Consider the following 23410-nt stretch of genomic DNA (forward strand, 5'->3'; position numbering starts at 1 on the left):
AATGATTCTGAGGTTCGCAGCGGGGGCTTGCGACCAACAAGCCTCCCGCTACTTGTCACCAAAAGCTAGTAGGAGCTTCCAATGACCGATTGTGTTAATACCACGAAAATATCCCGCCGCTCAATACTTGACGGATTAGCCCCCGCGACCTCGACCAGGGCGCTGCCGGCGTCACCCCTGGCAAAGCAAATGAGCCCTAATTTAGTAGAGGTCTTACATGAGATCGAGGAGTATTACCGGGACCGACCTGTGGAGGATATCCTTGCGCTTCGAGCATGGATGATAGCCACGTTCCCCCATCTGCGGCCTTGACGCGGCCCGCCTGATTACCCGGCCGCCAATGGTGGCGTTGGCCAAGCCGTCCCCTTTTATCGGGGGCGGCTTTTCTCTAGGCGCCGCTTGAATTCTTCAAGGAGATCATCGTGCCGATCCGGCTTCGCTAATTCGGGCTTTTCCTTCACGAGTTGATTCAGAATAGCCAGTTCGGCTGCCCTCATCTCTCTCATCGACTTTTGCAACTCGTCGACGCCAGCTAGACCTCCCTTGGGTGGCTTTGGTGTCCTGCTCATCGAGTTCCCTCCCCCTTTTTCCTGCCGCCAATATGCGCACCCTGCGAGGCAACGGCAACCCGGCGTCAGTATGGTGCAATGGCTGCCGAAAAGAGCGCTCGGCAGCGATCAAGGCCGGGGCGAAAAAGGGCAAGCTCCTGCAGTTTCCAAAAAAAGTTTGAAACCCGCGAAGACTCGAACTTCCACGGGTTGCCCCACAGCGACCTCAACGCTGCGCGTCTACCGTTTCGCCACGACCGCAATTCCTTTGGCTTCGGCCCAATTCGGACCGGAGCGCTGCCCTTATAGGACGGGCAAATCTTCCCTTCGTACCGACGAAGGGCTTCCTGCGCATCCGCAAAAAAGTGCTCAACTCTGTTTTGGAGAGCGCATTCGCGAACCGACGCGGATGCTGGAAGCCATGCTGCACAAGGCATTCAAGGACAGTGAACAGGTCACATGGACTCGTGATATCAAAAACCGAGTGTGACGCACCATGTGGTGGGGTCCCTCCGATTATCGTGAAGCGACGCCGAGGATATCATGCAGGAAACGGAACTGAAGCTCGAGCTCTCGCGGTCGGGTGCAGCGTCGCTGCTGAGGAAAAATCCTTTCGGATCCTCGCCCACCATTCTTCAGCAGAGATCCATCTATTTCGACACCCCTGGATGGGATCTGTCCAAGCGCGGCCTGTCGCTTCGCATTCGGCAATCGGGAAATGAACGGATACAAACCGTCAAAGCCGGCGATGGTGCCGCGGTCGGATCGTTCACGCGCGAGGAATGGGAGCGACCGGTCTACGGCGATACCCCGATACTTGACGGTCCGCAGATTCGAGACCTGCTTGCAGGGGCTGGCCCAAAGCTTGCGCCCTTGTTCGAGGTTCATGTCAAACGGCATCGTTGGAATGTGATGGATGGCGACGCCACGATCGAAGTCGCTTTGGATCTTGGCAAGGTCCTTGCGGCCGATCGTGAGGCGCCGCTCTGCGAGATAGAGTTGGAAAAGAAGGCGGGTTCACGACAGCGCTGTTTGCGCTCGCCCGGAAAGTCGACCTGATCACGCCGGCACATCTTGGGGTGCTGAGCAAAGCGGAACGGGGCTATCGTCTGCTTGGCTCGGCGCCCTGTGCTGTGAACGCGGCCGCGACCCCGCTTACATGCGAGATGAGCGCGGCAACGGCTTTCGCGCGCATCGCAGCGGCGTGTCTCAAACAGTTTCGTCTCAATGAAACGGCGCTGGGCTGGTTTCGCGATGCCGAGGCCGTACACCAGGCTCGCGTGTCGCTGCGACGGCTGCGCTCCCTATGCTCGATCTGCAAGTCGCAGTTCGACGACTGCCGTTTCGACCGCCTGCGCGAAGAATTGACATGGCTCGCCTCGGAATTTGGCGATGCGCGCAATATCGACGTGATGATCGACCGCGCTTCGAGCGAGGCTCTTTCAATCCGTCTTCAAGACGCGCGCGACGAAGCCTATGCGGCGGTCGAAGCATCGCTCTCCTCGGCGCGCGCCCGCACGTTGATGATCGATGCCGCCGAGTGGATTTCCATCAGGGACTGGCGAACCGACCAAACGGACGAAACGTTGCACGAGCAGTCGTCGCGGGATTTCGCCTCCGGTGTATTTGATAGACTTTGGAAAAAGGTGGCGAAGGGCGGCAACAATCTGATCGATGCCGATGACGAGACCCGCCATGAAGTGCGCATCGCCGCAAAGAAACTGCGCTATGCGGCGGAGTTCTTCGAGCCGCTTTACAAGAGCAAGGCGGAAGCCAAACGCCATCGACGGTTCATCATGGCGATGAAGGACCTGCAGGATCAGCTCGGCAGCCTCAACGATCTCGCCACCGCCCCCGATATGCTGGCAGCGCTGGCGCTTTCGGACGTGGCTGGTGCGACGGATCTCTTCCGCTCCGAAGACAAGTCCAAGCTTCTTGAAGACGCCGCAGAAGCGCATGACACCTTTGTTAACACGAGGCGCTTCTGGCATTGAGGCAGCACGCAGAACCACAGGGATCGACGAAGCTCTGGCACCGCTTGCTGGAAGGCGACGAGGAGGCGGATCGTGCGGACTTGAGAGAAGTTGTGACTGTTGCTTTTGGGCTAAAGCGTGTCGCGATTTAAGGGATTCAGGATTCCCTTTGATTTGAGTTCGTGATTCATTGCGGTTGAAAGGAGACCGCGATGGGCAAGCCGCTACCGCTTGAGTTGCGTCGGCGTGTTGTTGCGTATGTCGATGAGGGACATGGTCACCGCGAGGCTGCGCGCCATTTCCGCGTTTCGCCTCGCTTTGTGAACAATCTGATCAACCTGCGCCGGCAGACCGGTTCGCTTGAAGCGCGCCGGCAGGGCCATGTGGGCGGCGGCAAGCTTGAGCCGCATGCCGAGTTTGTTCGCTTGCGATTGGCCCAGACCGGCGAACTGACGCTGGATGAGCTTTGCGTCGAACTGGAGGTGCGTGGGGTAAGCGTGCATCGCTCCAATGTCGGGCGCCTGCTCAATCGCCTGGGGCTCAGTCATAAAAAAAACTCTACAGGCCAGTGAGCAGCAGCGGGCCGACGTGCGCCAGGCGCGTGAATTGTGGACCGGGCGGCGAAAGCGGTTCTTCAACAAGGCTTTGGCGCGGCTGATCTTCATCGATGAGACGTCGACCAATACCAAGCTGACCAAACGCACCGGCTGGGCGCCGAAGGGCGAGCGCTTCAGGACGCATGCGCCATTCGGCAAATGGCAGACGCAGACCTTCATCGCCGGGCTGCGATGCCACGGTCTTGTCGCGCCGTGGATCGTCAATACGTGGCGGTAGTCTGGCCCTGCGACGGCATTGTGACGAATAATGAGAAGTGATCGGGGAACCCGCGCAATCGCGGATTCGACGAGCTAGATTTCGGCAGTAAACGCCACCAGGTCTGACCGACCGCCTCATCGCGAGCTGCGGTCCTGGTCTCGACAGCATGACCATATGTTCATTCTCTGAGGGACGATTGTTCCACCACGGGAATATCGGGGAGATCGTAATAGTCGCCGGCCGATTCAGGGTACAACTGGCTCTCCATCCTTAGTTTGGTTGGACCGTCGATGGTGCCGGCCCAAATAGAAATATGAGGCCTTCCGAAACCCTGCCAAAACAGGTTGCTGCCGCAGTTCGAGCAAAAGCCTCGCTTGGCCGTTTCAGAGGACTGAAACCATTTCAGCGTGTCGCCTTTGATGACGACATCCTTGAGTTCAGCCTGAGTCGCTGCAACGTAATGACCAGATGCTTTCCGGCACTGATTGCAGTGGCAGGCGACGATCGGACGCAAGTCGCCATGTACCTCGTAGGCAACGGCTCCGCACAGACAGCTTCCTTTGGTCATGCTCGTCATCGGCCTCTCTCCGTTGCAGTGGCGCACATAGAAATGCATCTGATCGGATTTCACCATCGCAATTGCGACAGCCGGGCGTCGAAGGCGCCTTTTGCTACCTATGCCGGGAATTCGTCCAGGATGTCCACTTTAGGGTGCTCGGATTCGGCCACACGACATATGCAGGACGTCGACGGTGTGGTTCATTCGGATGGTCGGCCGCTGCAATCCAATCCCAGAAATCGTCATCTCTTGGCAGCACGCCATCCGGCTGCCTGTGCTTCGGCTTCTGAACAGAACCACCGTTCTCCGGTGTCCTCCGTAATCTTGGTTTTCTCGTAGTTCTGCTGGCTAGGCACATGATAGATGCGTTCGCCAGTAGTGCTGATGTTGCCTTTGATGTTGCAGCTTTTGGCGCCGCCGGAGGTGACGCCAACCAGAGGCGCTGGTTGGCTAGGCAGATTTTTGCGGCCCTCAGCCCGCCATTCCCAAGGCGGCTGCACGGTTCCGGCCCAGATTCCGAGCCGGTCGGCTTTCGCGGCTTCCTGCTGGTTCGCGTATTTGCCGTTGCTGTACCGCGCCAGTCCATCGCCCACCCATTTCCGACAATCCACGCTTGGACGCTTGTGCCATCTGCCCGATAGCAATCGCCGACGAAGCGGCCGTACCGATCGCGCTCTACAAAGTCGCAACGAGTGGGCGAGGACGCGGATAAGAACGCGTCGACGGCCTTGGCTGCCTGAGCACCACAACGATAGGCCTTGCCTTCGCGGTCATCGCAGGTCTGGGCAGACTCAGGTGCATCGATCCCGTTGAAGCGGACACGCTCGCCATGAATTTCGATCGTGTCGCCATCGACCACGGAAGCGCGGCCAATCAGCTCTACTCCTTTCCCGGTGTCTGCCGCGAAGAGGGGATTTGTATTGTGATACCAAGCTGAGCCGACACCGAGCAGCGTGACGGCCACGAGAGCTGATGCAACAGATTTCGCATAAGGCCCGATGCGGTTGTTGCGCCTGCTATTTCGTCGCCTCCTGGACCGATCGATGTTGCCCACTTCGTGTTCCCTATTCAAGCCTGGAGGCCTACCGCATGAGAAGAAATCGATAACCCAAATTGACGATTAATGACGCGTTGCTCGCGCAAATAAGGCGCTAGGCGGATTTGCGCTCGAGAGGAAGTGTTGCCCTTTCCTATTTCCATGCCTAGAAGGCTCCATTGTGTGTGTACAGCAGAACTCGCTGGGGGGTGAGTATCGTTGTGCGTCGGGCGAAATGCCCTCCATGCGGTCAATTCTCTGTTTGTTCCGTAGAGGATTTTTCCGGACGCTTTTGCATCCGGAAAAATCGTTCCTTCACCTAAAAGCCTCAGTCACCCCACCTTTCGGACGGCGGAAAACCTATTGAGGCATACTGTTGTGTCTTTCGAGGCGGTTTAGCTGGAAATGTTTCCAAACTATGCGCGCACCGATACGTCCTGCTGACGCGAGCAGGGATGCAGCACGTGCTGCTGCGACAGGATTGCCAGAGTTTGCAGATCGCCGTTTCCGGCGCCTCCGTGCTCCGCCCGTTGCGGCTATGCGTCGACGCCATCGTGCCTACGCGGCGTCTGAAGTACCATCTTGCTGCCCTCCGGTGGCCGAATGACATCCACGGCGGCAGCCGCCCGATGGCCAGTGCCTCGCCAGCCGGTCGCTGTCACGGCCGATGGTGATCATTGTCGATGTTCAAGCAGGCGATCAAGGACACGGTTGCCACCAGCGTATCGCCAGACACGCTGCCCCACGACTGCAGCTTGTATCTGCTTCCGAAATTGAATGACCTCCATTTTCGACGATTTCGTTTCGCCCGCACGGCCAGCGAGCCGCCGCCGATGGAGAGTGCGTTCGCTTACCGCTGCCTCCATTCGGCGAGGAACGAACCCACAGGTAACAGCTTATCGCGGACAACGATCCTAAGCCGCGCGATGATGACCGGCTTGGCCAGTTTGATGCTGCGTGGTTCCATATCCGCAGCGCTGATGGTCCGTATCAATACAATCGATTTGCCCTATCTTTCGAAATGCTGGAAAGCATCGCTCTTTCACTCCTATCTGGTACCACCTAAGGACCGGGCAATGCCTTACGAAGCTATTTTTAGCCTTGGATCTGACTGCACTCCTGCGACGCAAATCAGACGCTATTTCAAACGGCGCCCGAGCAGCTGTTTTGATTGGATTGTGACACCTATAGCCTCCATCGAGGAAATATTGGCAGATGATGGAGCGCGATTCGGGCTTCGTGTATCAGCCTGCTTCAATGGGACGTCAGCTTTTTGCGAGAATTACGGGGTAGTTTACCACCATGAATTCGATCGGACCACGTCCAACGCAGTGATATTCACGCCGGAAGCGTTACGGTCCTGCCGAGAGAAGCTGATTTACAAATACAATAAGATGCTTGACATCGCTCGGACACGAAAGACGTTGTTTGTGCGTTATGTCTCGGCGACGGATGCTCCGGGGGATCAGCAGATGGGAAAGACGTTTGGCGTAGACGATCTCCAGGAGATGGTCACTCTACTTGAGAAAAAATTGGGACACTCAAGGTTCCATGTGGCCTATTTCCGCGCCAACGGGAATGCATATGATAAGTCGAAGTTCATAGGGCCAGTCCCGGAGCGCTGCAGTATCCATCAGGAGAACCATGTTCCTGATCAACTGGGCGAGGTTGAGGTATGGAACGTGTTCTTCTCGAAAATGGGACTTTCGCCAGACCGTCCACCGCTGCTGTAATCTTCAAGAGTTGACCAGAAGCATCCTTCGCGGCCATCCAAGCGGGATAGTCGGCGCGTCGATGTGGACGGATCCTCGACCTCGCCGACACGATCGGTTTTCGATCCCAGTTGGGCGAAGATTTCGAGTACAGGATCAAGCCCCCAAGCCCCACTATCGCAAACCCGTCCTATTGACGTTGGCGGGCGCCCGCGCGCCTGATGACGCACGGCGGGCTCTCGTGAACCGAGTCCGCTTCATTCGCTCTGGTACGGCGGTCTCGGCCCTTCGGGCTTTGATCCCTGGCCATAACAACCCTTTGGTTGTCCAGCGTAGCTGCTTTCGTGTCACCCCGAGGAACACCGAGCCAAGGCAGTTTGACCGTACGATCGCGGACATCGTGGCCGCCCATAACGGGCGCTACAACATCGACATCCATCTCAAGCATGATCGGTCGGTCACCGAACCTTTCGCCGAAACGCACGTCCGGCGCCTTGAAGCGATCCGCCACGCCACCGGTGGAGTGAAGCGCGAGCCTGACGGCACCAGGGTCATCGGGCCGGACCATCCCAAACGCGTCGTCGTCTACGAGCGTCAGCGTGCCAGGGAAGAACCTGTCACGGTCGAGAAGCTCTCCTCATTGTCGCTTGAGCAACAGATTGGTTTCGACGGCGCCACCTGGATTGACCGCGAGCTGGTCTCTGACAGACCGGAGGCTTTGCATGGCTCGGGTTTCGGCCGTGATGTGCGGGCCGCGCAGGCACGCAGGCGGCAGTGGCTGCTCGTGCAGGGTCTCGCGAGTGAAGAGCAGGACCGGATAGTTTATCGCGCCAACATGATTTCGATCCTGCGTTAGCGTGAGCTGAACCGTGTTGTCGGTCAGCTTTCGCAGGAACTTGGGCTCTCGTATGCCGAAGCCCGGGCAGGAGATCGAATAGAGGGTATGCTGCGCCGATCGGTTGAGCTCGCCTGCGGCAAATATGCCGCGATCGAGAGGTCGCGCGAGCTCACGCTGGTGCCATGGCGGCCGGTGCTCCATCGGCACATCGGCAAGGAGGTTTCTGGCGTGGTTCAGCGCGAGGGTATCTTCTGGAACATCGGTCGGCAAAGGGGTGGGCCCAGCGTTTCATGACGACGCAGCAGCGATGCTTCATGCAACGCCTGATCGACCCGTCGCGCCGCGAAGCGCGGCGGGTTTTTCTCTTGAGCACTTGTTTTTGGTCGCGGGACGTTTGCTGCCATAGTGTCCAGCCTGGACCTTGCAATAGCGCCCAACTATCGATTGTGCTCGACGGAGCCTGCAGCGAAGGGGGTGTCATGCCGATTTCGTCGAAATGCTCGCGCAATCCGGCGCCTTCAATCCCTCCGATCTGGCGTTGCTGGGGCGCGTCTTCGATCATAAGACATTGAGGGCCAATCCGCGCAATCTGCGTGAGGTGCTCGCGTCCCGGATCGTTCAGGAGGCCCGTATCGCCGAGATGAGCGGTTTCCGCCGGGATGATCGAGGACGTAGCCCAAACGCGTCCTAGCCCCATCCACTGGGTGGATAACAGTTATCCCAATAATCGATTTTACCAATCGTACCGAATTCCCCTAGGAGGCTCTGAATAGAAACGGCCGGGCGGGTGTCCTTCCGGTCGACCCAGGCTGCCGGGAGAAATCGGAGACGAGCATGTGCGGGATTGTTGGCATCGTTGGGCAACAGCCAGTGTCGGAGCGGTTGGTCGACGCGTTGAAGCGTCTGGAATATCGCGGCTATGACTCAGCCGGCGTTGCGACGATCACCGAGGGCGCCTTGCACTGCCGGCGCGCCGAGGGCAAGCTCGTCAATCTCAAGGCGAGGCTGAAGGAAGAGCCGCTGGGCGGCACCATTGGCATCGCCCACACGCGCCGGGCAACTCATGGGGCACTGACTGAACGCAACGCGCATCCGCACTTTAGCGATGGTGTGGCCGTCGTCCATAACGGCATTATCGAGAATTTCGCCGAGTTGAAGGACGAATTGGCGGCTGCGGGGGCTGCCGGCAGTCGACGAGATAGTCGCGCCAATGATTTTCTCGGTGCCGATACAGCTTCTTGCCTACCACACGGCGCTCGTCATGGGCACAGATGTCGACTAGCCGCGCCATCTCGCAAAATCGGTCACCGTCGAATGATTGTGGGAGCTGACATGGCTGACCGGTCCGGCGCCCTCTTTGTCAAATTCGAGGATGAGCGAACGCGGCCGGCTCGCGAATTCGACGCCCACGTGAGAGCCGCAGCGCCGGCGCGTGCGACGGACTGAAACATGCATCGCGTCATCATCAGCGGCATCGGCGTTGAAGTCCCTGAAGCCAAGATCACCAATGAAGAACTGGTCGCCAGCTTCAATGCCTGGGTCGACATGGAGAATGCGCGCCGCCAGGAGACCGGCGAGCCGCCGCTGCCGAAATCGGACAGCGACTTCATCGTCCACGCTTCGGGCGTGCGCACCCGCCATGTGATCGAGCGCGAAGGCATTCTCGACCCGACCCGCATGGCCCCGCGCATTCCGGCGCGGCCCGACGATGCGCTATCGCTCGAGGCCGAGTTCGGCATCGCCGCGGCGCGAAAGGCTCTCGACCATGCCGGACTGAGCCCGTCCGATATCGACCTGGCGATCTGCTCGGCCTCGCATCACCAGCGGCCTTATCCGGCGATCGCCATCGAAATGCAGCAAGTGTTGGGGACAAAGGGCGCCGGCTTCGACATGGGGCTTGGCTGCTCTTCGGCTGCCGCCGCCTTGCACATCGCCGTCAATTTGGTGCGGTCGGGCGCACACAAACGCATCCTGGTGACGACGCCGGAGATCATCACCGGCCATCTCAATTTCCGCGACCGGCAGACGCATTTCATCTTCGGCGACGCGTCCGTGTCCATGGTGGTGGAGGGTCTTGCCCAAGGCGAGAAGCGGCCGGGACGATTCGAGGTGCTCGACACGCGCATCTGGACGCAGATGTCGAACAACATCCGCACCAATCTGGGCTACCACACCCGCACCGCCCAGGATGATCCTTACATGATCAATCTGGAAGGTAATCTGATCAAGCAGGTCGGCAACAAGGTGTTCAAGGAAGTCACCGTCGCCGGGCAGAAGTTCATCGTCGAATTCCTCGCCGAGCACGGGCTGACGCCGCAGGCGGTCAGGCGCTTCTGGCTGCATCAGGCCAATGCGCGCATGAACGCGATGATCCTGAAACTGGCCTTCGGCCACGAGGTCGACCACGACCGTGCGCCGATGGTGCTGGAGCGGCTGGGCAACACGGCCGGCGCCGGCGCCATCATCGCGCTGTCGGAGAACCACGCCGACATGAAGCCCGGCGATTTCGGCCTGATCTGCGCATTTGGCGCGGGGTATTCGATAGGCGGCGCGCTGCTGAGGATGCTCTAAAATCGGCGGTTTCAGGCTGGTGCGAACGGCACCCGCATGGGCACCGCTCCTCCAGTCTTGCCTTCATGCAGCTTGCGGATCGCCAGATCCTCGCCTGTCGTCTTTGCATCATGTGGATCATCTCGATCCCGTCCAGCGTGCCGATCGCGCTGGCGCGTGATTGAAACCGAGCATGGGCCGTACACGACACCTGATGCGCCGATGGTCCTGCTCGATCGATTGTTGAGGTATTGGCTCTGCGGATCTGGATCGGCGTCAGTCTGCGCCGCGAACGGTCCCGGAGGGGGGTTGGTCGTGTTGTAGGAAACAATGGCCGCCCGATTGGTCCGCAAGCCATTTGCCGGTCACGGCACGTTTGCGCCCATTGAAGCGTTTCAGCAGCAAGGGCGAGAAGCGAACGACCCAGCGATAGATCGTCGAATGATCGATGGCCTGATGCCACGCTCGGGCCATCATTTCCTTCATTGCCAAGCCTCAAGCCGTAGGCCAGTTTTCAGCGAACGCAAAGCAGGATCACGGACTGGTCGAAATGGCGACCGTTGAACATCTGAACTCTCCGGCGAAACACCGGAGCCCATGCCATGCCTCTGGTTGCCGAAAACTTAGCAACCCATCCGTCTTGACGGGAACGTTGTCGTCGTCAGGTTCTCGATAGCTTCCCTGTGTCAAATCCAAGCCCAGCTTCAAACGGGCTTATATTGCTGAAAGTGAGAACCGATGGACTTCACCTCGACCAAGCGGGTGCGTGGACAATCGAACAGGGCTGGCCCGCAAGAGAGCTCACCCGCGGCTCCGTCCGCAGGTGCGGCGGCCTTTGAGCGGCAACTGAGCGAGGTCGCCAATACAGGTGGAGGTGGTGGAGCGATGCCGGCCGGCTCGGCGCCACAGCCGGCTCAGTCAACTCAGTTTTTGAAAAGGGTCAGCAAGCGCCCTCTTCATTTCAGGGATCAAGACTTTATTTTCAGTCTTGAGGAGGCCCTCATCAAAGGCGGGGCCTCCGAGCCCACCGCCAAGAATAATGTAAGTACTCTTCTCCGCTATGGCCACTGGCTCTTCGCAAATAACAAAGATCCCGTGAAGGATCGGCTCGACAAGCAGTCGCTGACCGATGATGCGCGCGAATTCATCGGAAAGGGTAATCCTCGAGGCTGCTTACGGCAATAAGTCATCTCCGGACCTCGCAGTCGACGGGGGGGAATCGTGCCGATCGTAGGCCGCGCTGAGTTGACTCCGTATCCGGAGGACGCGGCTATCATCGAAGAGTACAGGAAGGAAGCAGGGACAAACACCGGCGGTACGAATGCAACTGATCTTAGGAGCTTCAGTGACTACCTACGTCAAAGCAACAAAAAGGGCATTGCTGGTCGGCTTTCCGGCAACGCATTGGATGGAGATGTCAAGGGCTATAAGCAGGACGCCGGCGGTCATCGGAACATCGGTGCCGCACTGGCTCATCTTCGACAATCGCACGCCGGCGCTAAGGAGCTCGAGCGCCGTGTTTCCCCCGTTCCTGATCGCGACGACGCGGCACTGATGGAACCGAGGCGGGTCGGCGACGCCGCTGCGCAGCACAGCGCGTGGCAGGAAGCTGGCAGTTGGCCAAAGGAGCTTCCTGCGGAAAGCCACGATCGGCTGATCGACGAATCTGGCCCGTCGTCCTCGGCGCCACAGCCGGCTCAGTCAACTCGGTTTTTGAAAAGGGTCAGCAAGCGCCCTCTTCATTTCAGGGATCAAGACTTTATTTTCAGTCTTGAGGAGGCCCTCGTCAAAGGCGGGGCCGCCGAGCAGACCGCCAAGAACAATGTAAGTATTCTTCTCGGCTTTGGCCACTGGCTCTTCGCAAATAACAAAGATCCCGTGAAGGATCGGCTCGACAAGCAGTCGCTGACCGATGATGCGCGCGAATTCATCGGAAAGGGTGATCCCTCGAGGCTGCTTACGGCAATAAGTCATCTCCGGACCTCGCAGTCGACGGGGGAACCGTGCCGATCGCAGGCCGCCCTGAGTTGACTCCGTATCCGGAGGACGCGGCTCTCATCAAAGAGTACAGAAAGGAAGCAGCGACAAATATCGGCAGCACCAATGCAACTGATCTTAGGAGCTTCAGTGACTACCTACGTCAAAACAACAAGAAGGGCATTGCTGGTCGGCTTTCCGGCGAGGCATTGGATGGAGATGTCAAGGCCTTCAAGGAGGACACCGGTGGTCATCGGAACATCGGTTTCGCACTGGCTCAGCTCCGAAAATCGCAGGCCGGCGCTAAAGCGATGGAGCTCGAGCGCCGTGTTCCCACCGGTCCTGATCTCGACGACGCGGCACTGATGGAGCCGAGGCGGGTCGGCGACGCCGCTGCGCAGCAAAGCGCGTGGCCGGAAGCTGGCAGTTGGCCAGAGGAGCTTCAAGGACAGCAGGATAATCAACCAGCCCCGTCATTTTTCATTGCTCCAGGGAAGTTGCCCGCTGGACTGGATAACCTCGACAGCATAGGGGCGGGCGCTTTCGGAGCAGCCGGCTCTGGGCAGGCTGGTGTTCAGGCTGCCACCCGGCCGTTGTTAGCGGTCAGCGAACAGCAGATTCGGCGCTCGCCTGGCGCGATTGACAGGGGCAACCTCCTGCCAACCGAGTGGGTCATCATCAACAATGAACATTCCACAGCGCTGTTGAGGCCAGCGAAGCGGCAGAGGACCCTGAATGCGCCGTCAACCGTCGCCATTCAGCAGCAGCTGAGCGAGACCGGCAATTCAGGCGGCCGCATGCCGATGCAGCCCTCCACCTACCCGGTGGGCGCATTGCCATTGGAAGGGCAGCCCGTTATGCGGGAGAGAGAGAGCGAATACATCCCAAGGCTGCATGCGGAAACTAGCGGGATCGGAGGCGCCACTGCGCAGCACAGTGCCCCGCATGAAGCTATCGCTTTGCCACCCATGGAAGATTACGATCAGGATCTGCTTTGGGGGGGATTGGATAAGGCCGGCCCACAGCCATTTCTCGGGTCAAGCGCGAGCCATCATCAGCCGCCGGATTCCGCAGAAGCCGTTCATCCTTCGAACTGGCGCAACGACCACCAGTCGGCCGCGGACGAGTTGGCCGGGAGCAACGTCCTGCCAAGCCGGCAGGACGGCGGGTTTGAGGCAATGGTTCATCAGAACCCGCCCACATCATTCGAGCTCAACGCTTGGGTTCCATCGCCTGACTTTCCGCCGCTGTTTGCCGGGCCAGTACCGGGTCGTTACCAGGGCGCTCGACAGCCCGGCTCGCCGCAGGAGCTTTCTCTTGTGCCAGCCTCCTCGGACGATGAAGCTTTGGCGTGGCTGAGCGAGGAGTTGGTGCGGCGGCGGATGCAAGACCCGGCATCGCCATCAACTGCCAGAGCTCAGGATCTCTATCCTGGCTTTGAAGCATTGGTTGATCCAGATCCGGCTGAGTTAGGTTACAATGCTCACTTTGCGCCGGCGCCTTCTGCGAGAGCTCCCTCAGACATCTACGGCGATCTTGATTCTCTAGTTGATTTGCCGTCCACACCGGTCGACTTGCGCGACGATGCTCATTCTGCACCGGTGCGTCCGCGCGGGCAGATGGTCGAGACGGAGTGGCAGCAGATGATGCAAGGGACAGGGTCCGCCGCCGTATTGAGGCAGGGAGGCCCCGATGACGTTCAGCTCATCCATCACACTCGACCTCGGCCCATGAGTGAAGCAGCGCCAGCGGCACCGGCAAGGGCTCCAGGTCCCGGCTGGCCAGTCACCGCCAAGCTGCCAGACACCTACCGCGGGCTTCCAGTGGTTGATGTGACTACGTCCACGACCATCCTCCGATGCCCAGATCGGGGCGTTGGATCCGACAGCCTCGTCCAATGTCACCAACGGGTCGGTGCTCGGCGCCACCGAGTGGCTGAGCGACGCCCATGTGCAGAGGGATTACGATTTCGTAGAGCAGCAGCTGCAGGGGATCAATCCGACGCTCGCCGCCCGGACACGGCTAGTCAGTCCGTCGGTATCCCATCTACTGCGCCACATGGAGCCGCAAAACGCGCGAGGCACATTGCAGTCCATCTATAATCAAAACGACGCCCCAGCCGACTTCCTCTTCCTGCCATTGAACAATGGCACTCCCAATAGCCCCGGCACCCATTGGTCGCTGCTGCTCGTTGATCGCCGCAACCCGGAAAGGCGGTTCGCCTATCACTACGACTCCCTTCAGCGAGAGGGGTACAACGACGTGCCTGCAAGACAACTCGCAAGACTGCTGAACGCCACCTTGACGCCAGCCCGCATGCCGCGACAGCCGAACGATTACGATTGCGGCGTCTTTGTGCTGGAGGGCACGTGGGCGCTGCTTCAACGATTGGTGGACGGGCAGCGGCCGGACCACGAGCCGCTGCACCTCGACAACCTCATCGCCGATCGGCAGGCGCTGCAAAACCGACTGAGGGGGCTCATGCCGCAGGAGGAGGAGCCCTGGCAGCTGTTGGATGATGAACCCGCTTCCCCACCAATGATGGCATTCGAGCCAGGGGAACTCCGGCAGCTGTTGGATGATGAACCCGCCTCCCCACCAATGATGGCATTCGACCCAGCGGAACTCCGGCTACTGTTGGATGATGAGCCTGCCTCCTCTACGCCAAGAGTTAATTCGACTCCACATGCGCGAACGGACGGTGTTCATCAACCAACCCAGGCGCCGTGGCTCCCTGAACGCAAAAGATCAGCTTGAAGTCGAATTTGAAACGTTTTGCCCAAGCAACTGCGATCGCCTCGCTCTGGACGGTAACCGCTACGTCGGCGAACGAAGGGCTGTGGATCACAGGGCAGGCAAACCCTTCCTGTAGAAGCGCAGGCCCGGTCCGAACTGAACTATGGTGGCAAGCAGCGAAAACACGTACAGCGCCTGCTGCCCGACATTGCCGGGAAGATGTGGCTGTGGTTGGACCGCTCCCAAGCTGATCGACCTCGCCGCATCGGCAAGACGCCGACACGATTTACGCCGCGACTGAAGGAGGCCTGTCGGTCAGTAGGAACGGAGGCCTGATCTGGGAAACGGTCGGTGAGGGCGCGCCCGTCAATCTCGGAGCTGACGGCCGACGGTTCCGTCTAGGCCCTCCGTGCCCTTTATCGCCGATGATATAATGGAGACCTTCGACCACGGCCGATCAGAGGAGGTCTTCAAACTGTTTGGTGAGATGGCATGTGCCGGTCAGGTGATCTACCTGACGCATAACCGACACCTGTGCGAGATCGCCAAGGCAGCTATTCCCAGCGTGACGATCCATGAGCTCGGCCGGTTGTGCTCGTTTTCCGTTGGTGCAAATGCTCGCCTTGGGGTCAATCCAAGCGTATCAGCAGAAATGGCAGCCAAGCCTACAGGACGTCTGGTGCGAAGAAGCAAACCTCGTGATCGCGAAGACAAAGGCTGAACCGCGCGGGATCAAAAGCAGCCTGGAGCGATACACAGCTACGCGTGGACCGAAGTCTCTGCAGCAGGTCTCTCGACCAAAGTCGCCTTAACTCGCTGCTCCAACTTGCTCCGGACACCGAGGTCAACCTGTAGCGGTCTCGAGCAGACGCCATCCGATCTTTCTGTCGCCTTTGTCGCGTCCGCTACACGGGCTTGTTCCGACAAGCACTGTTTGCCCTCAGGCTAAATAGCTGAAAAGCAACATCAAAATTTTTCTTGTGTTCGATCAAGCCAATTGGCACGCATCTTGAGACCCTTTGGGTGTGAGGCGGCGAGAGCTGCCGACCGGCATGTCGCGGGCAGCCGCGATGGATGGAACGAAGGAAGGAAAGCTACATGTCAGGTCTGCGTCAGATCGCATTCTACGGCAAGGGGGGCATAGGCAAGTCCACCACCTCCCAAAATACGCTCGCCGCACTTGTCGACCTTGGGCAGAAGATCCTCATCGTCGGCTGCGACCCCAAAGCCGACTCCACCCGCCTGATCCTGAACTCGAAGGCGCAGGATACGGTCCTGCACCTCGCGGCAGAGGAAGGTTCGGTCGAAGACCTCGAGCTCCAGGACGTGCTCAAGGTCGGCTATAAAGGCATCAAGTGCGTGGAATCCGGCGGGCCCGAGCCGGGTGTCGGCTGCGCCGGGCGCGGCGTCATCACCTCGATCAACTTCCTCGAGGAGAACGGAGCCTATGACGATGTCGACTATGTCTCCTACGACGTGCTCGGGGACGTGGTGTGCGGCGGCTTCGCGATGCCGATCCGCGAGGGCAAGGCCCAGGAAATCTACATTGTCATGTCCGGCGAGATGATGGCGCTCTATGCCGCCAACAACATCGCCAAGGGCATTCTGAAATATGCCCATTCGGGCGGCGTGCGGCTCGGCGGCCTGATTTGCAACGAGCGTCAAACCGACCGCGAGCTCGACCTCGCCGAAGCACTGGCTTCCAGGCTCAATTCCAAGCTCATCCATTTCGTGCCGCGCGACAACATCGTCCAGCACGCCGAGCTCAGGAAGATGTCGGTTATCCAGTATGCCCCGGACTCCAAGCAGGCGGGGGAATATCGCGCGCTGGCCGAGAAGATCCATGGCAATTCGGGGCAGGGCACCGTGCCGACTCCGATCACCATGGAGGAGCTCGAGGACATGCTGCTCGACTTCGGCATCATGAAGACCGACGAGCAGATGCTTGCCGAGCTTCAGGCCAAGGAAGCGACGAAAGCGGCCGCCCAGTAACGAGCGCTGCCGCCACGAGGCGCCGCGTTGAGCTGACGCGCCTTTCAAAGAACGGCGCCTCGTCGGTGAGGCGTCACTCGAACCTTTAAAGGGGTCCCATGAGCCTGGATTACGAGAATGACGGCACTCTCCATGCAAAGCTTATCGAGGAGGTGCTGTCGCAATATCCCGACAAGGCGGCGAAGCGCCGCAAAAAGCACCTTAGCGTCGCAAAGAGCGGGGACGAGGCTGGCGAGGTCGTCTCCGAATGTGACGTCAAATCGAACATCAAGTCCATTCCGGGCGTGATGACGATTCGTGGCTGCGCTTATGCCGGCTCTAAGGGCGTGGTGTGGGGTCCAATCAAGGATATGGTCCATATCTCGCACGGCCCGGTCGGCTGCGGGCAATATTCCTGGTCGCAGCGCCGCAACTACTATGTAGGCACGACGGGCATCGACACGTTCGGGACAATGCAGTTCACCTCCGATTTCCAGGAGAAGGACATTGTTTTCGGCGGTGACAAGAAGCTGGAACAGATCATCGACGAGATTGAGGGACTGTTTCCCCTCAACAACGGCATGAGCGTGCAATCCGAATGCCCGATCGGCCTGATTGGCGACGACACCGAAGCAGTATCCCGCAACAAGGCCAAGGAGCACGGAAAGACGATCGTGCCGGTGCGCTGCGAGGGCTTCCGCGGCGTCTCGCAATCGCTCGGCCACCACATCGCCAACGACGCGATCCGCGACTGGGTCTTCGAGAAGAAGGACGTGGAGTTCGAGGCGGGCCCGTACGACGTCAACGTGATCGGTGACTACAATATCGGCGGCGACGCCTGGGCCTCGCGCATCCTGCTCGAGGAGATAGGGCTGCGCGTGGTCGGCAACTGGTCGGGCGACGCCACGCTCGCCGAGATAGAGCGCGCGCCGAAGGCCAAGCTCAATCTCATCCATTGCTACAGGTCGATGAACTACATCTGCCGGCACATGGAGGAAAAGTATGGGGTCGCCTGGATGGAGTACAATTTCTTCGGCCCCTCCCAGATCGAAGCCTCCCTGCGCAAGATAGCCATGCATTTTGGCCCTGAAATCGAGGAGAAGACTGAGAAGGTTATCGCCAAGTACAGACCGCTTGTTGACGCCGTCATCGCCAAGTACCGGCCGCGCCTGGAAGGCAATACTGTCATGCTCTACGTCGGCGGACTGCGCCCCCGCCACGTCATCACAGCATACGAGGACCTCGGCATGGTGATCGTCGGCACAGGCTACGAGTTCGCCCACAACGACGACTATCAGCGCACAGGCCATTACGTAAGGAACGGCACGCTGATCTATGATGACGTGACCGGTTACGAGTTGGAGAAGTTCATCGAGGGGGTTCGCCCTAATCTCGTTGGCTCGGGCATCAAGGAAAAATACCCCGTGCAGAAGATGGGCATACCGTTCCGCCAGATGCACTCCTGGGATTATTCAGGACCGTATCACGGCTATGACGGCTTTGCCATTTTCGCCCGCGACGTGGATCTTGCCATCAACAACCCGGTCTGGGGCCTGTACGACGCCCCTTGGAAAAAAAGCCCGAGCCGTGGGCGGGCGATGGCTGCCGAATAACACCCGGCCTTAGCCTGGTCTCCCCAAGGAAGACGATGAACGCCCGCGGCCCCTGGCCCGCGGGACACCTGAAACGTCTCGACGTCCCTGAGCTGCCTTATGGGGCGGCCAGATGAAAAAGAGGTAATCACCAATGCCGCAGTCGGCTGAAAAAATTCTCGACCACGCTCCCCTGTTCCGCGAGCCGGAATACAGGCAGATGCTCGCGGAGAAGAAGCTGAATTTCGAATGTCCGCACCCGGATCAGATCGTTACCGATCAACGCGAATTCACCAAGACGTGGGAATACCGCGAAAAGAATCTCGCCCGCGAAGCGCTTGTGGTGAACCCCGCCAAGGCCTGCCAGCCGCTCGGCGCGGTGTTCGCGGCCGCGGGCTTCGAACGAACCATGTCCTTCGTCCACGGCAGCCAGGGCTGCGTGGCCTATTACCGCTCGCACCTGTCGCGCCATTTCAAGGAGCCTGCGTCGGCGGTTTCCTCCTCGATGACCGAGGATGCGGCGGTATTCGGCGGCCTGAAGAACATGGTCGACGGGCTCGCCAACACCTACCAGCTCTACGACCCGAAGATGATCGCCGTCTCGACCACCTGTATGGCGGAGGTCATTGGGGACGACCTGCACAGCTTCATCGAGAACGCCAAGGACGAAAACTCGGTCCCGCGCGACTTCGACGTGCCCTTCGCCCACACGCCGGCCTTCGTCGGCAGCCATGTCGATGGCTATGACGTAATGGTCAAGGGCATCTTGGAGCACTTCTGGAAAGGCCAGGAGCGCACGGAAGCCGGGGAAACCATCAACATCATTCCCGGTTTCGACGGCTTCTGCGTCGGCAACAACCGGGAACTCAAGCGCCTGCTCGACCTGATGAGCGTGTCCTACACCTTCATCCAGGACGCCTCTGACCAGTTCGACACGCCGTCGGACGGTGAATACCGCATGTATGATGGCGGTACGAAGATCGAAGACGTGAAGGAGGCACTCAACGCCGAGGCGACACTTTCGCTGCAGTATTACAACACCCGAAAAACGCTGGACTACTGCGAGCAAGTCGGGCAGGCGACGGCCTCGTTCCATTACCCGCTCGGCGTCCAGGCGACGGACGAATTCCTGATGAAGGTCTCTGCGATTTCCGGCAAGGAGATCCCCGAGACGATCCGCCTTGAGCGCGGCCGACTGGTTGACGCCATGGCGGACAGCCAGTCCTGGTTGCACGGCAAGAAATATGCGATCTACGGCGATCCGGACTTCGTCTACGCCATGGCCCGCTTCGTCATGGAGACCGGCGGCGAGCCGACCCATTGCCTCGCCACCAACGGCAGCTCGGCATGGGCAGCCGAGATGAAGGAACTGCTTGCATCCTCGCCCTTCGGCAAGGATGCCCAGGTCTGGCCGGGCAAGGACCTGTGGGCGATGCGCTCGCTGCTCTTCACCGAGCCGGTGGACCTGCTGATCGGCAATTCCTATGGCAAGTATCTGGAGCGCGACACCGGCACGCCGCTGATCCGGCTGATGTTCCCGATCTTCGACCGGCACCATCACCATCGCTTTGCGCTCATGGGCTACCAGGGCGGGTTACGCGTCCTGACGACGATCCTCGACAAGATCTTCGACAAGCTCGATCGCGAGACCAGCGAGACGGGTGTGACGGACTATTCTTATGACCTCACCCGCTAGCAGCGGCGGCCGGCCTTTCGCCGAGGCTGGCCGCCTTCCAATGCACTTTTGGAGACCGACGCAATGTCCTCGCTCAGCGCCAAAATCCAGGATGTCTTCAACGAGCCCGCCTGCGATCAAAACCGCGGCAAGGATGCCAAGGCGCGCAAAGAGGGCTGCTCGAAGCCGCTGACCCCCGGGGCGGCAGCCGGCGGCTGCGCCTTTGACGGCGCCAAGATCGTGCTGCAGCCGATCACCGACGTCGCGCACCTGGTCCATGCGCCGCTCGCCTGCGAGGGCAATTCCTGGGACAACCGCGGCGCGGCTTCGTCAGGGCCAACGCTTTGGCGCACAAGCTTCACAACCGATCTGACCGAACTCGACGTGGTGATGGGGCAGGGCGAGCGCAAGCTTTTCAAGGCGATCCGCGAGATCAGGGAAGCCTATGCGCCGTCAGCGATCTTCGTCTATTCGACCTGCGTGACGGCGTTGATCGGCGACGACATCGAGGCCGTGTGCAAGCGTGCGCGGGAAAAATTCGGGTTGCCGGTGGTGCCGGTCAATGCCCCGGGCTTGGCCGGCTCCAAGAACCTCGGCAATAAGCTCGCCGCCGAGGCGTTGCTCGATCACGTCATCGGCACGGTAGAACCCGACGACGCCGGGCCGTACGACATCAACATCCTTGGCGAATTCAACCTCTCCGGCGAATTCTGGCTGGTGAAGCCGCTGCTTGATCGACTGGGCATCCGGGTGCGCGCCTGCATTCCGGGCGACGCGCGCTACCTTGACGTTGCTTCCGCTCACCGCGCCCGGGCGGCTATGATCGTGTGCTCGACGGCACTCATCAATCTTGCCCGCAAGATGGAGGAGCGCTGGGACATCCCGTTTTTCGAAGGCTCCTTCTACGGCATTACCGACACCTCGGAAGCACTTCGCAACATTGCTGAGCTGCTCGTGAGGAAGGGTGCCGATCGCGAGATCCTCAACCGCACACGGACGCTGATCGCGGTGGAAGAGGCGATTGCGTGGAGGAAGCTCGAAGCCTATCGGCGGCGGCTTCAAGGCAAGCGCGTGCTTCTCAATACAGGCGGCGTGAAGTCCTGGTCGATCGTCCACGCGCTGATGGAGATCGGCATGGAGATCGTCGGCACCTCGGTCAAGAAATCGACAGTCGAAGACAAGCAGCGCATCAAGCAGATCCTGAAGGACGACAACCACATGTTCGAGCAGATGGCAGCGCGCGACCTTTACGCCATGCTCTCAGAACACAAGGCCGATATCATGCTGTCGGGCGGGCGCACGCAATTCATCGCGCTCAAGGCCAAGACACCCTGGCTCGATATCAACCAGGAGCGCCAGCACCCTTATGCGGGCTATGACGGCATGGTGGAACTCGTACGCCAGATCGACCTCGCCATTCATAACCCGATCTGGTCCCAAGTGCGCGAGCCGGCACCGTGGGATTGCCAGCCTGCGGTGGAGGACGAACTGCCGGGCACGAGGAGCGAGACCGCGACGTTGCACGCTGTCCAGGAAGTCGCCGGCACGACGGCCGACGATTGCGGCGAGCGTTGAGGAAAGCCGATGGCCCGCATCCTTTCCCAGACCAAATCGGCAGCCGTCAATCCGCTGAAATCGTCACAGCCGCTGGGTGCGGCCTTGGCCTTTCTTGGGGTCGAGGGTGCGATGCCACTGTTCCACGGCAGCCAGGGCTGCACCAGCTTCGCGCTCGTGCTCTTCGTGCGGCATTTCAAGGAAGCGATCCCCCTGCAGACCACCGCGATGGACGAAGTGACGACAATCCTCGGCGGGGCGGACAATCTGGAAGAGGCGATCCTCAACCTCAAGGTCCGCACAAAGCCAAAGCTGATCGGGGTCTGCACGACGGCGCTGGTGGAAACCCGTGGCGAAGATTGCGCAGGCGATATCGCCAGCATCAGGCTGAAGCACGCGGAAGAAATCGCGGGTACGGAGATCGTGCTGGCCAACACGCCGGATTTCGACGGCGCGATCGAAGAGGGCTGGGCCAAGGCTGTTACCGCGATGATCGAAGGCATTACACGGCCCGGCGAACAGGTGCGGCAGTCGAAGAAGATCGCGATCCTGCCCGGCTGGAACCTCACTGTGGCTGACATCGAGCATTTGCGTGAGATGGTTGAAAGCTTTGGGCTGAAGCCGGTGATTTTGCCGGACGTTTCAGGCTCGCTCGACGGCACCGTGCCCGACCGTTGGGTCACGACCACCTATGGCGGCACCGGCGTCGAGGATATCCGCGAGCTTGGCACGGCCGAGCACTGCATCGCCATCGGCGAGCATATGCGCCGCCCGGCGCAGGTGCTGCAGAAGTTGACCGGCGTGCCTTACGTGCTGTTCCAGTCGCTGACCGGATTGAAGGGCGCCGATCGGTTCGTCTCGCTGCTGTCCGCGATTTCGGGCGCCTCGGTGCCGGCCGGGGTGCGCCGTCGCCGGGGCCAATTGCAGGATGCGTTACTCGACGGACATTTCCATTTCGGAGGCAAGAAAATTGCGATCGCTGCTGAACCAGACCAACTCTATCAACTCGCGACGTTCTTCGTCGGCATGGGCTCCGAAATCGCGGCGGCCGTCGCCACGACCGATATGTCGAAAATTCTGGAAAAAGTACCAGCGCAGTCGGTTCAAATCGGCGATCTCGGCGATTTGGAAGCTCTTGCCGCCGGCGCTGATCTCCTCGTCACCCATTCCCATGGACGCCAGGCCGCGCAGCGCCTTGGCATTCCGCTCATGCGCGTCGGCTTTCCCGTCTTCGACCGGCTCGGCAGCCAGCACAAGCTCACAATCCTCTATCAGGGCACCCGCGACCTGGTCTTCGAAGTTGCCAACATTTTCCAGGCTTACTGGAAGGCGCCGACACCTGAAGAACTTGATCCCCTCCGCAAGCGAGAAACGCCAGATGGGCCCCGTCCGTCGCCTCTCACTCGTCACTGACGAGGTTCACGCTGTGATGCCTACACGACGAACAGGCGCATTGCGCGTGGCGATCGCCACGCAAGACATGAAGGACCTCAATGCCCATTTCGGGTCGGCCAAACGCTTTGCTGTCTACGACGTGACGCGCGAGGAGTGGAAGCTCGTGGAAGCCGTGGCCTTCGACGACGTTTCCGACGAAAGCGGGGAGCATCGGAGCGAGGGCGATGACCGCATCACGCCGAAGGTGGAGGCGCTGAAGGGCTGTCATCTGCTGTTTTGTCTGGCGATCGGCGGACCTTCGGCAGCCAAGATTGTTTCGGCAAAGATCCATCCGATCAAGGTGCCGCACCCCCAAAGCATCCAGGAGGTGCTGTTGCGCACGCAGATGATGCTCAGGACGTGTCCTCCCCCTTGGCTGCGCAAGGTGCTGGCGGAGGCAGGCGTCACCGAGAAGAAGCCATCCTTCGAGGACGACTGA

20 protein-coding genes, 1 tRNA gene and 5 pseudogenes are annotated in these 23410 nt (G+C 59.9%); 20 read left to right on the forward strand and 6 right to left on the reverse strand.

Annotated elements, in window-relative coordinates:
* Positions 1–368 precede the first annotated feature (368 nt).
* Both HB778_RS39755 and HB778_RS39760 read right to left on the reverse strand, forming a co-directional pair.
* Positions 369–569, reverse strand: coding sequence for a hypothetical protein (locus tag HB778_RS39755; protein ID WP_183465621.1), 201 nt, complete (start codon positions 567–569; stop codon positions 369–371).
* A 158-nt stretch (positions 570–727) separates the two neighbouring features.
* Positions 728–815: transfer RNA gene (locus HB778_RS39760), tRNA-Leu, on the reverse strand.
* A 276-nt stretch (positions 816–1091) separates the two neighbouring features.
* Between HB778_RS39760 and HB778_RS42520 the strand changes: the two genes are divergently transcribed.
* The 4 genes from HB778_RS42520 (at position 1092) to HB778_RS39775 (ending at position 3355) form a co-directional block, all read left to right on the forward strand.
* Positions 1092–1607 (forward strand): CYTH domain-containing protein, encoded by a 516-nt coding sequence (locus HB778_RS42520; RefSeq protein WP_244662132.1) that lies wholly within the window; start codon positions 1092–1094, stop codon positions 1605–1607.
* A 107-nt stretch (positions 1608–1714) separates the two neighbouring features.
* On the forward strand, positions 1715–2542 hold the full coding sequence (locus HB778_RS42525; protein WP_244662133.1) for a CHAD domain-containing protein: 828 nt from the start codon (positions 1715–1717) through the stop codon (positions 2540–2542).
* Between the two features lie 191 nt (positions 2543–2733).
* Positions 2734–3093 carry an IS630 transposase-related protein gene (locus HB778_RS39770; protein ID WP_183465622.1) on the forward strand — a complete coding sequence of 120 codons (360 nt, stop codon included), beginning with the start codon at positions 2734–2736 and terminating at the stop codon, positions 3091–3093.
* Between the two features lie 16 nt (positions 3094–3109).
* Entirely contained in the window at positions 3110–3355 is a 246-nt protein-coding gene (locus HB778_RS39775; RefSeq protein ID WP_183455213.1) for a transposase, read from the forward strand.
* 160 nt (positions 3356–3515) lie between these two features.
* Here the strand turns inward: HB778_RS39775 and HB778_RS39780 are convergent, their stop codons facing one another.
* The 3 genes and pseudogenes from HB778_RS39780 to HB778_RS43315 all read right to left on the reverse strand — a co-directional run.
* The gene (locus tag HB778_RS39780; RefSeq protein WP_348524796.1) at positions 3516–3914 is read right to left on the reverse strand and encodes a GFA family protein; all 399 of its coding nucleotides are present in this window, start codon (positions 3912–3914) and stop codon (positions 3516–3518) included.
* Positions 3915–4138: 224 nt separating this feature from the next.
* Positions 4139–4489, reverse strand: a complete 351-nt coding sequence (locus HB778_RS42530) for a sunset domain-containing protein (protein WP_244662217.1) — start codon at positions 4487–4489, stop codon at positions 4139–4141.
* 41 nt (positions 4490–4530) lie between these two features.
* A pseudogene (locus tag HB778_RS43315) lies at positions 4531–4950 on the reverse strand (thermonuclease family protein); the annotation flags it as partial.
* A gap of 665 nt (positions 4951–5615) precedes the next feature.
* Here HB778_RS43315 and HB778_RS39790 point away from each other — a divergent pair.
* The 5 genes and pseudogenes from HB778_RS39790 to HB778_RS39810 all read left to right on the forward strand — a co-directional run bounded on the left by HB778_RS39790 (position 5616) and on the right by HB778_RS39810 (position 10053).
* Entirely contained in the window at positions 5616–6665 is a 1050-nt protein-coding gene (locus tag HB778_RS39790; protein WP_183455212.1) for a DUF1796 family putative cysteine peptidase, read from the forward strand.
* 379 nt (positions 6666–7044) lie between these two features.
* Positions 7045–7776: pseudogene (locus HB778_RS39795) on the forward strand (DUF3363 domain-containing protein).
* Between the two features lie 202 nt (positions 7777–7978).
* A complete protein-coding gene (locus HB778_RS39800; protein ID WP_183455211.1) occupies positions 7979–8173 on the forward strand; it encodes a hypothetical protein in 195 nt (64 codons plus the stop codon).
* 143 nt (positions 8174–8316) lie between these two features.
* A pseudogene (locus HB778_RS39805) lies at positions 8317–8664 on the forward strand (glutamine--fructose-6-phosphate transaminase (isomerizing)); the annotation flags it as partial.
* 267 nt (positions 8665–8931) lie between these two features.
* Complete coding sequence (locus tag HB778_RS39810; protein WP_183455210.1) at positions 8932–10053, forward strand: beta-ketoacyl-ACP synthase III; 1122 nt, start codon at positions 8932–8934, stop codon at positions 10051–10053.
* Positions 10054–10141: 88 nt separating this feature from the next.
* On the opposite strand, the pseudogene HB778_RS43790 reads toward HB778_RS39810, so the two are convergent.
* Positions 10142–10543, reverse strand: a pseudogene (locus tag HB778_RS43790) (DDE-type integrase/transposase/recombinase); the annotation flags it as partial.
* Between the two features lie 227 nt (positions 10544–10770).
* Between HB778_RS43790 and HB778_RS43320 the strand changes: the two are divergent.
* From HB778_RS43320 to nifX, 11 genes and pseudogenes are all read left to right on the forward strand, one after another.
* Entirely contained in the window at positions 10771–11217 is a 447-nt protein-coding gene (locus HB778_RS43320; protein ID WP_183455209.1) for a hypothetical protein, read from the forward strand.
* A 36-nt stretch (positions 11218–11253) separates the two neighbouring features.
* Positions 11254–12063: a hypothetical protein gene (locus tag HB778_RS43325; RefSeq protein WP_348524797.1), complete on the forward strand. Its 810-nt coding sequence runs from the start codon at positions 11254–11256 to the stop codon at positions 12061–12063.
* On the forward strand, positions 12036–14111 hold the full coding sequence (locus HB778_RS43330) for a hypothetical protein (RefSeq protein ID WP_348524798.1): 2076 nt from the start codon (positions 12036–12038) through the stop codon (positions 14109–14111). Before HB778_RS43325 ends, HB778_RS43330 begins: the two co-directional genes overlap by 28 nt.
* On the forward strand, positions 13993–14766 hold the full coding sequence (locus tag HB778_RS43335; protein WP_348524824.1) for a Ulp1 family isopeptidase: 774 nt from the start codon (positions 13993–13995) through the stop codon (positions 14764–14766). Before HB778_RS43330 ends, HB778_RS43335 begins: the two co-directional genes overlap by 119 nt.
* Before the next feature lie 379 nt (positions 14767–15145).
* Positions 15146–15328, forward strand: a pseudogene (locus HB778_RS43795) (hypothetical protein); the annotation flags it as partial.
* A 515-nt stretch (positions 15329–15843) separates the two neighbouring features.
* Entirely contained in the window at positions 15844–16737 is an 894-nt protein-coding gene (gene nifH / locus HB778_RS39830; RefSeq protein ID WP_183455206.1) for a nitrogenase iron protein, read from the forward strand.
* A 98-nt stretch (positions 16738–16835) separates the two neighbouring features.
* Positions 16836–18329 (forward strand): nitrogenase molybdenum-iron protein alpha chain, encoded by a 1494-nt coding sequence (nifD, locus tag HB778_RS39835; RefSeq protein ID WP_183465623.1) that lies wholly within the window; start codon positions 16836–16838, stop codon positions 18327–18329.
* Positions 18330–18462: 133 nt separating this feature from the next.
* Complete coding sequence (gene nifK / locus HB778_RS39840; protein ID WP_183465624.1) at positions 18463–20004, forward strand: nitrogenase molybdenum-iron protein subunit beta; 1542 nt, start codon at positions 18463–18465, stop codon at positions 20002–20004.
* 63 nt (positions 20005–20067) lie between these two features.
* On the forward strand, positions 20068–21558 hold the full coding sequence (nifE, locus tag HB778_RS39845) for a nitrogenase iron-molybdenum cofactor biosynthesis protein NifE (protein WP_183465625.1): 1491 nt from the start codon (positions 20068–20070) through the stop codon (positions 21556–21558).
* 9 nt (positions 21559–21567) lie between these two features.
* Positions 21568–22950, forward strand: coding sequence for a nitrogenase iron-molybdenum cofactor biosynthesis protein NifN (nifN, locus tag HB778_RS39850; protein ID WP_183465626.1), 1383 nt, complete (start codon positions 21568–21570; stop codon positions 22948–22950).
* Positions 22916–23410 (forward strand): nitrogen fixation protein NifX, encoded by a 495-nt coding sequence (gene nifX, locus HB778_RS39855; RefSeq protein ID WP_183465627.1) that lies wholly within the window; start codon positions 22916–22918, stop codon positions 23408–23410. The genes nifN and nifX overlap by 35 nt, the downstream gene beginning before the upstream one ends.

It is taken from the genome of Mesorhizobium huakuii (assembly GCF_014189455.1).
GTDB classification, from domain to species: Bacteria; Pseudomonadota; Alphaproteobacteria; order Rhizobiales; family Rhizobiaceae; genus Mesorhizobium; species Mesorhizobium huakuii_A.

What these genes read in the sequence shown, in the direction of transcription:
- HB778_RS39755 (WP_183465621.1), bottom strand. Translation starts at nt 569, where the DNA reads ATGAGCAGGACACCAAAGCCACCCAAGGGAGGTCTAGCTGGCGTCGAC.
- HB778_RS42520 (WP_244662132.1), top strand. Translation starts at nt 1,092, where the DNA reads ATGCAGGAAACGGAACTGAAGCTCGAGCTCTCGCGGTCGGGTGCAGCG.
- HB778_RS42525 (WP_244662133.1), top strand. Translation starts at nt 1,715, where the DNA reads ATGAGCGCGGCAACGGCTTTCGCGCGCATCGCAGCGGCGTGTCTCAAA.
- HB778_RS39770 (WP_183465622.1), top strand. Translation starts at nt 2,734, where the DNA reads ATGGGCAAGCCGCTACCGCTTGAGTTGCGTCGGCGTGTTGTTGCGTAT.
- HB778_RS39780 (WP_348524796.1), bottom strand. Translation starts at nt 3,914, where the DNA reads ATGACGAGCATGACCAAAGGAAGCTGTCTGTGCGGAGCCGTTGCCTAC.
- HB778_RS39790 (WP_183455212.1), top strand. Translation starts at nt 5,616, where the DNA reads ATGTTCAAGCAGGCGATCAAGGACACGGTTGCCACCAGCGTATCGCCA.
- HB778_RS39800 (WP_183455211.1), top strand. Translation starts at nt 7,979, where the DNA reads ATGCTCGCGCAATCCGGCGCCTTCAATCCCTCCGATCTGGCGTTGCTG.
- HB778_RS39810 (WP_183455210.1), top strand. Translation starts at nt 8,932, where the DNA reads ATGCATCGCGTCATCATCAGCGGCATCGGCGTTGAAGTCCCTGAAGCC.
- HB778_RS43320 (WP_183455209.1), top strand. Translation starts at nt 10,771, where the DNA reads ATGGACTTCACCTCGACCAAGCGGGTGCGTGGACAATCGAACAGGGCT.
- nifH (WP_183455206.1), top strand. Translation starts at nt 15,844, where the DNA reads ATGTCAGGTCTGCGTCAGATCGCATTCTACGGCAAGGGGGGCATAGGC.
- nifD (WP_183465623.1), top strand. Translation starts at nt 16,836, where the DNA reads ATGAGCCTGGATTACGAGAATGACGGCACTCTCCATGCAAAGCTTATC.
- nifK (WP_183465624.1), top strand. Translation starts at nt 18,463, where the DNA reads ATGCCGCAGTCGGCTGAAAAAATTCTCGACCACGCTCCCCTGTTCCGC.
- nifE (WP_183465625.1), top strand. Translation starts at nt 20,068, where the DNA reads ATGTCCTCGCTCAGCGCCAAAATCCAGGATGTCTTCAACGAGCCCGCC.
- nifN (WP_183465626.1), top strand. Translation starts at nt 21,568, where the DNA reads ATGGCCCGCATCCTTTCCCAGACCAAATCGGCAGCCGTCAATCCGCTG.
- nifX (WP_183465627.1), top strand. Translation starts at nt 22,916, where the DNA reads ATGGGCCCCGTCCGTCGCCTCTCACTCGTCACTGACGAGGTTCACGCT.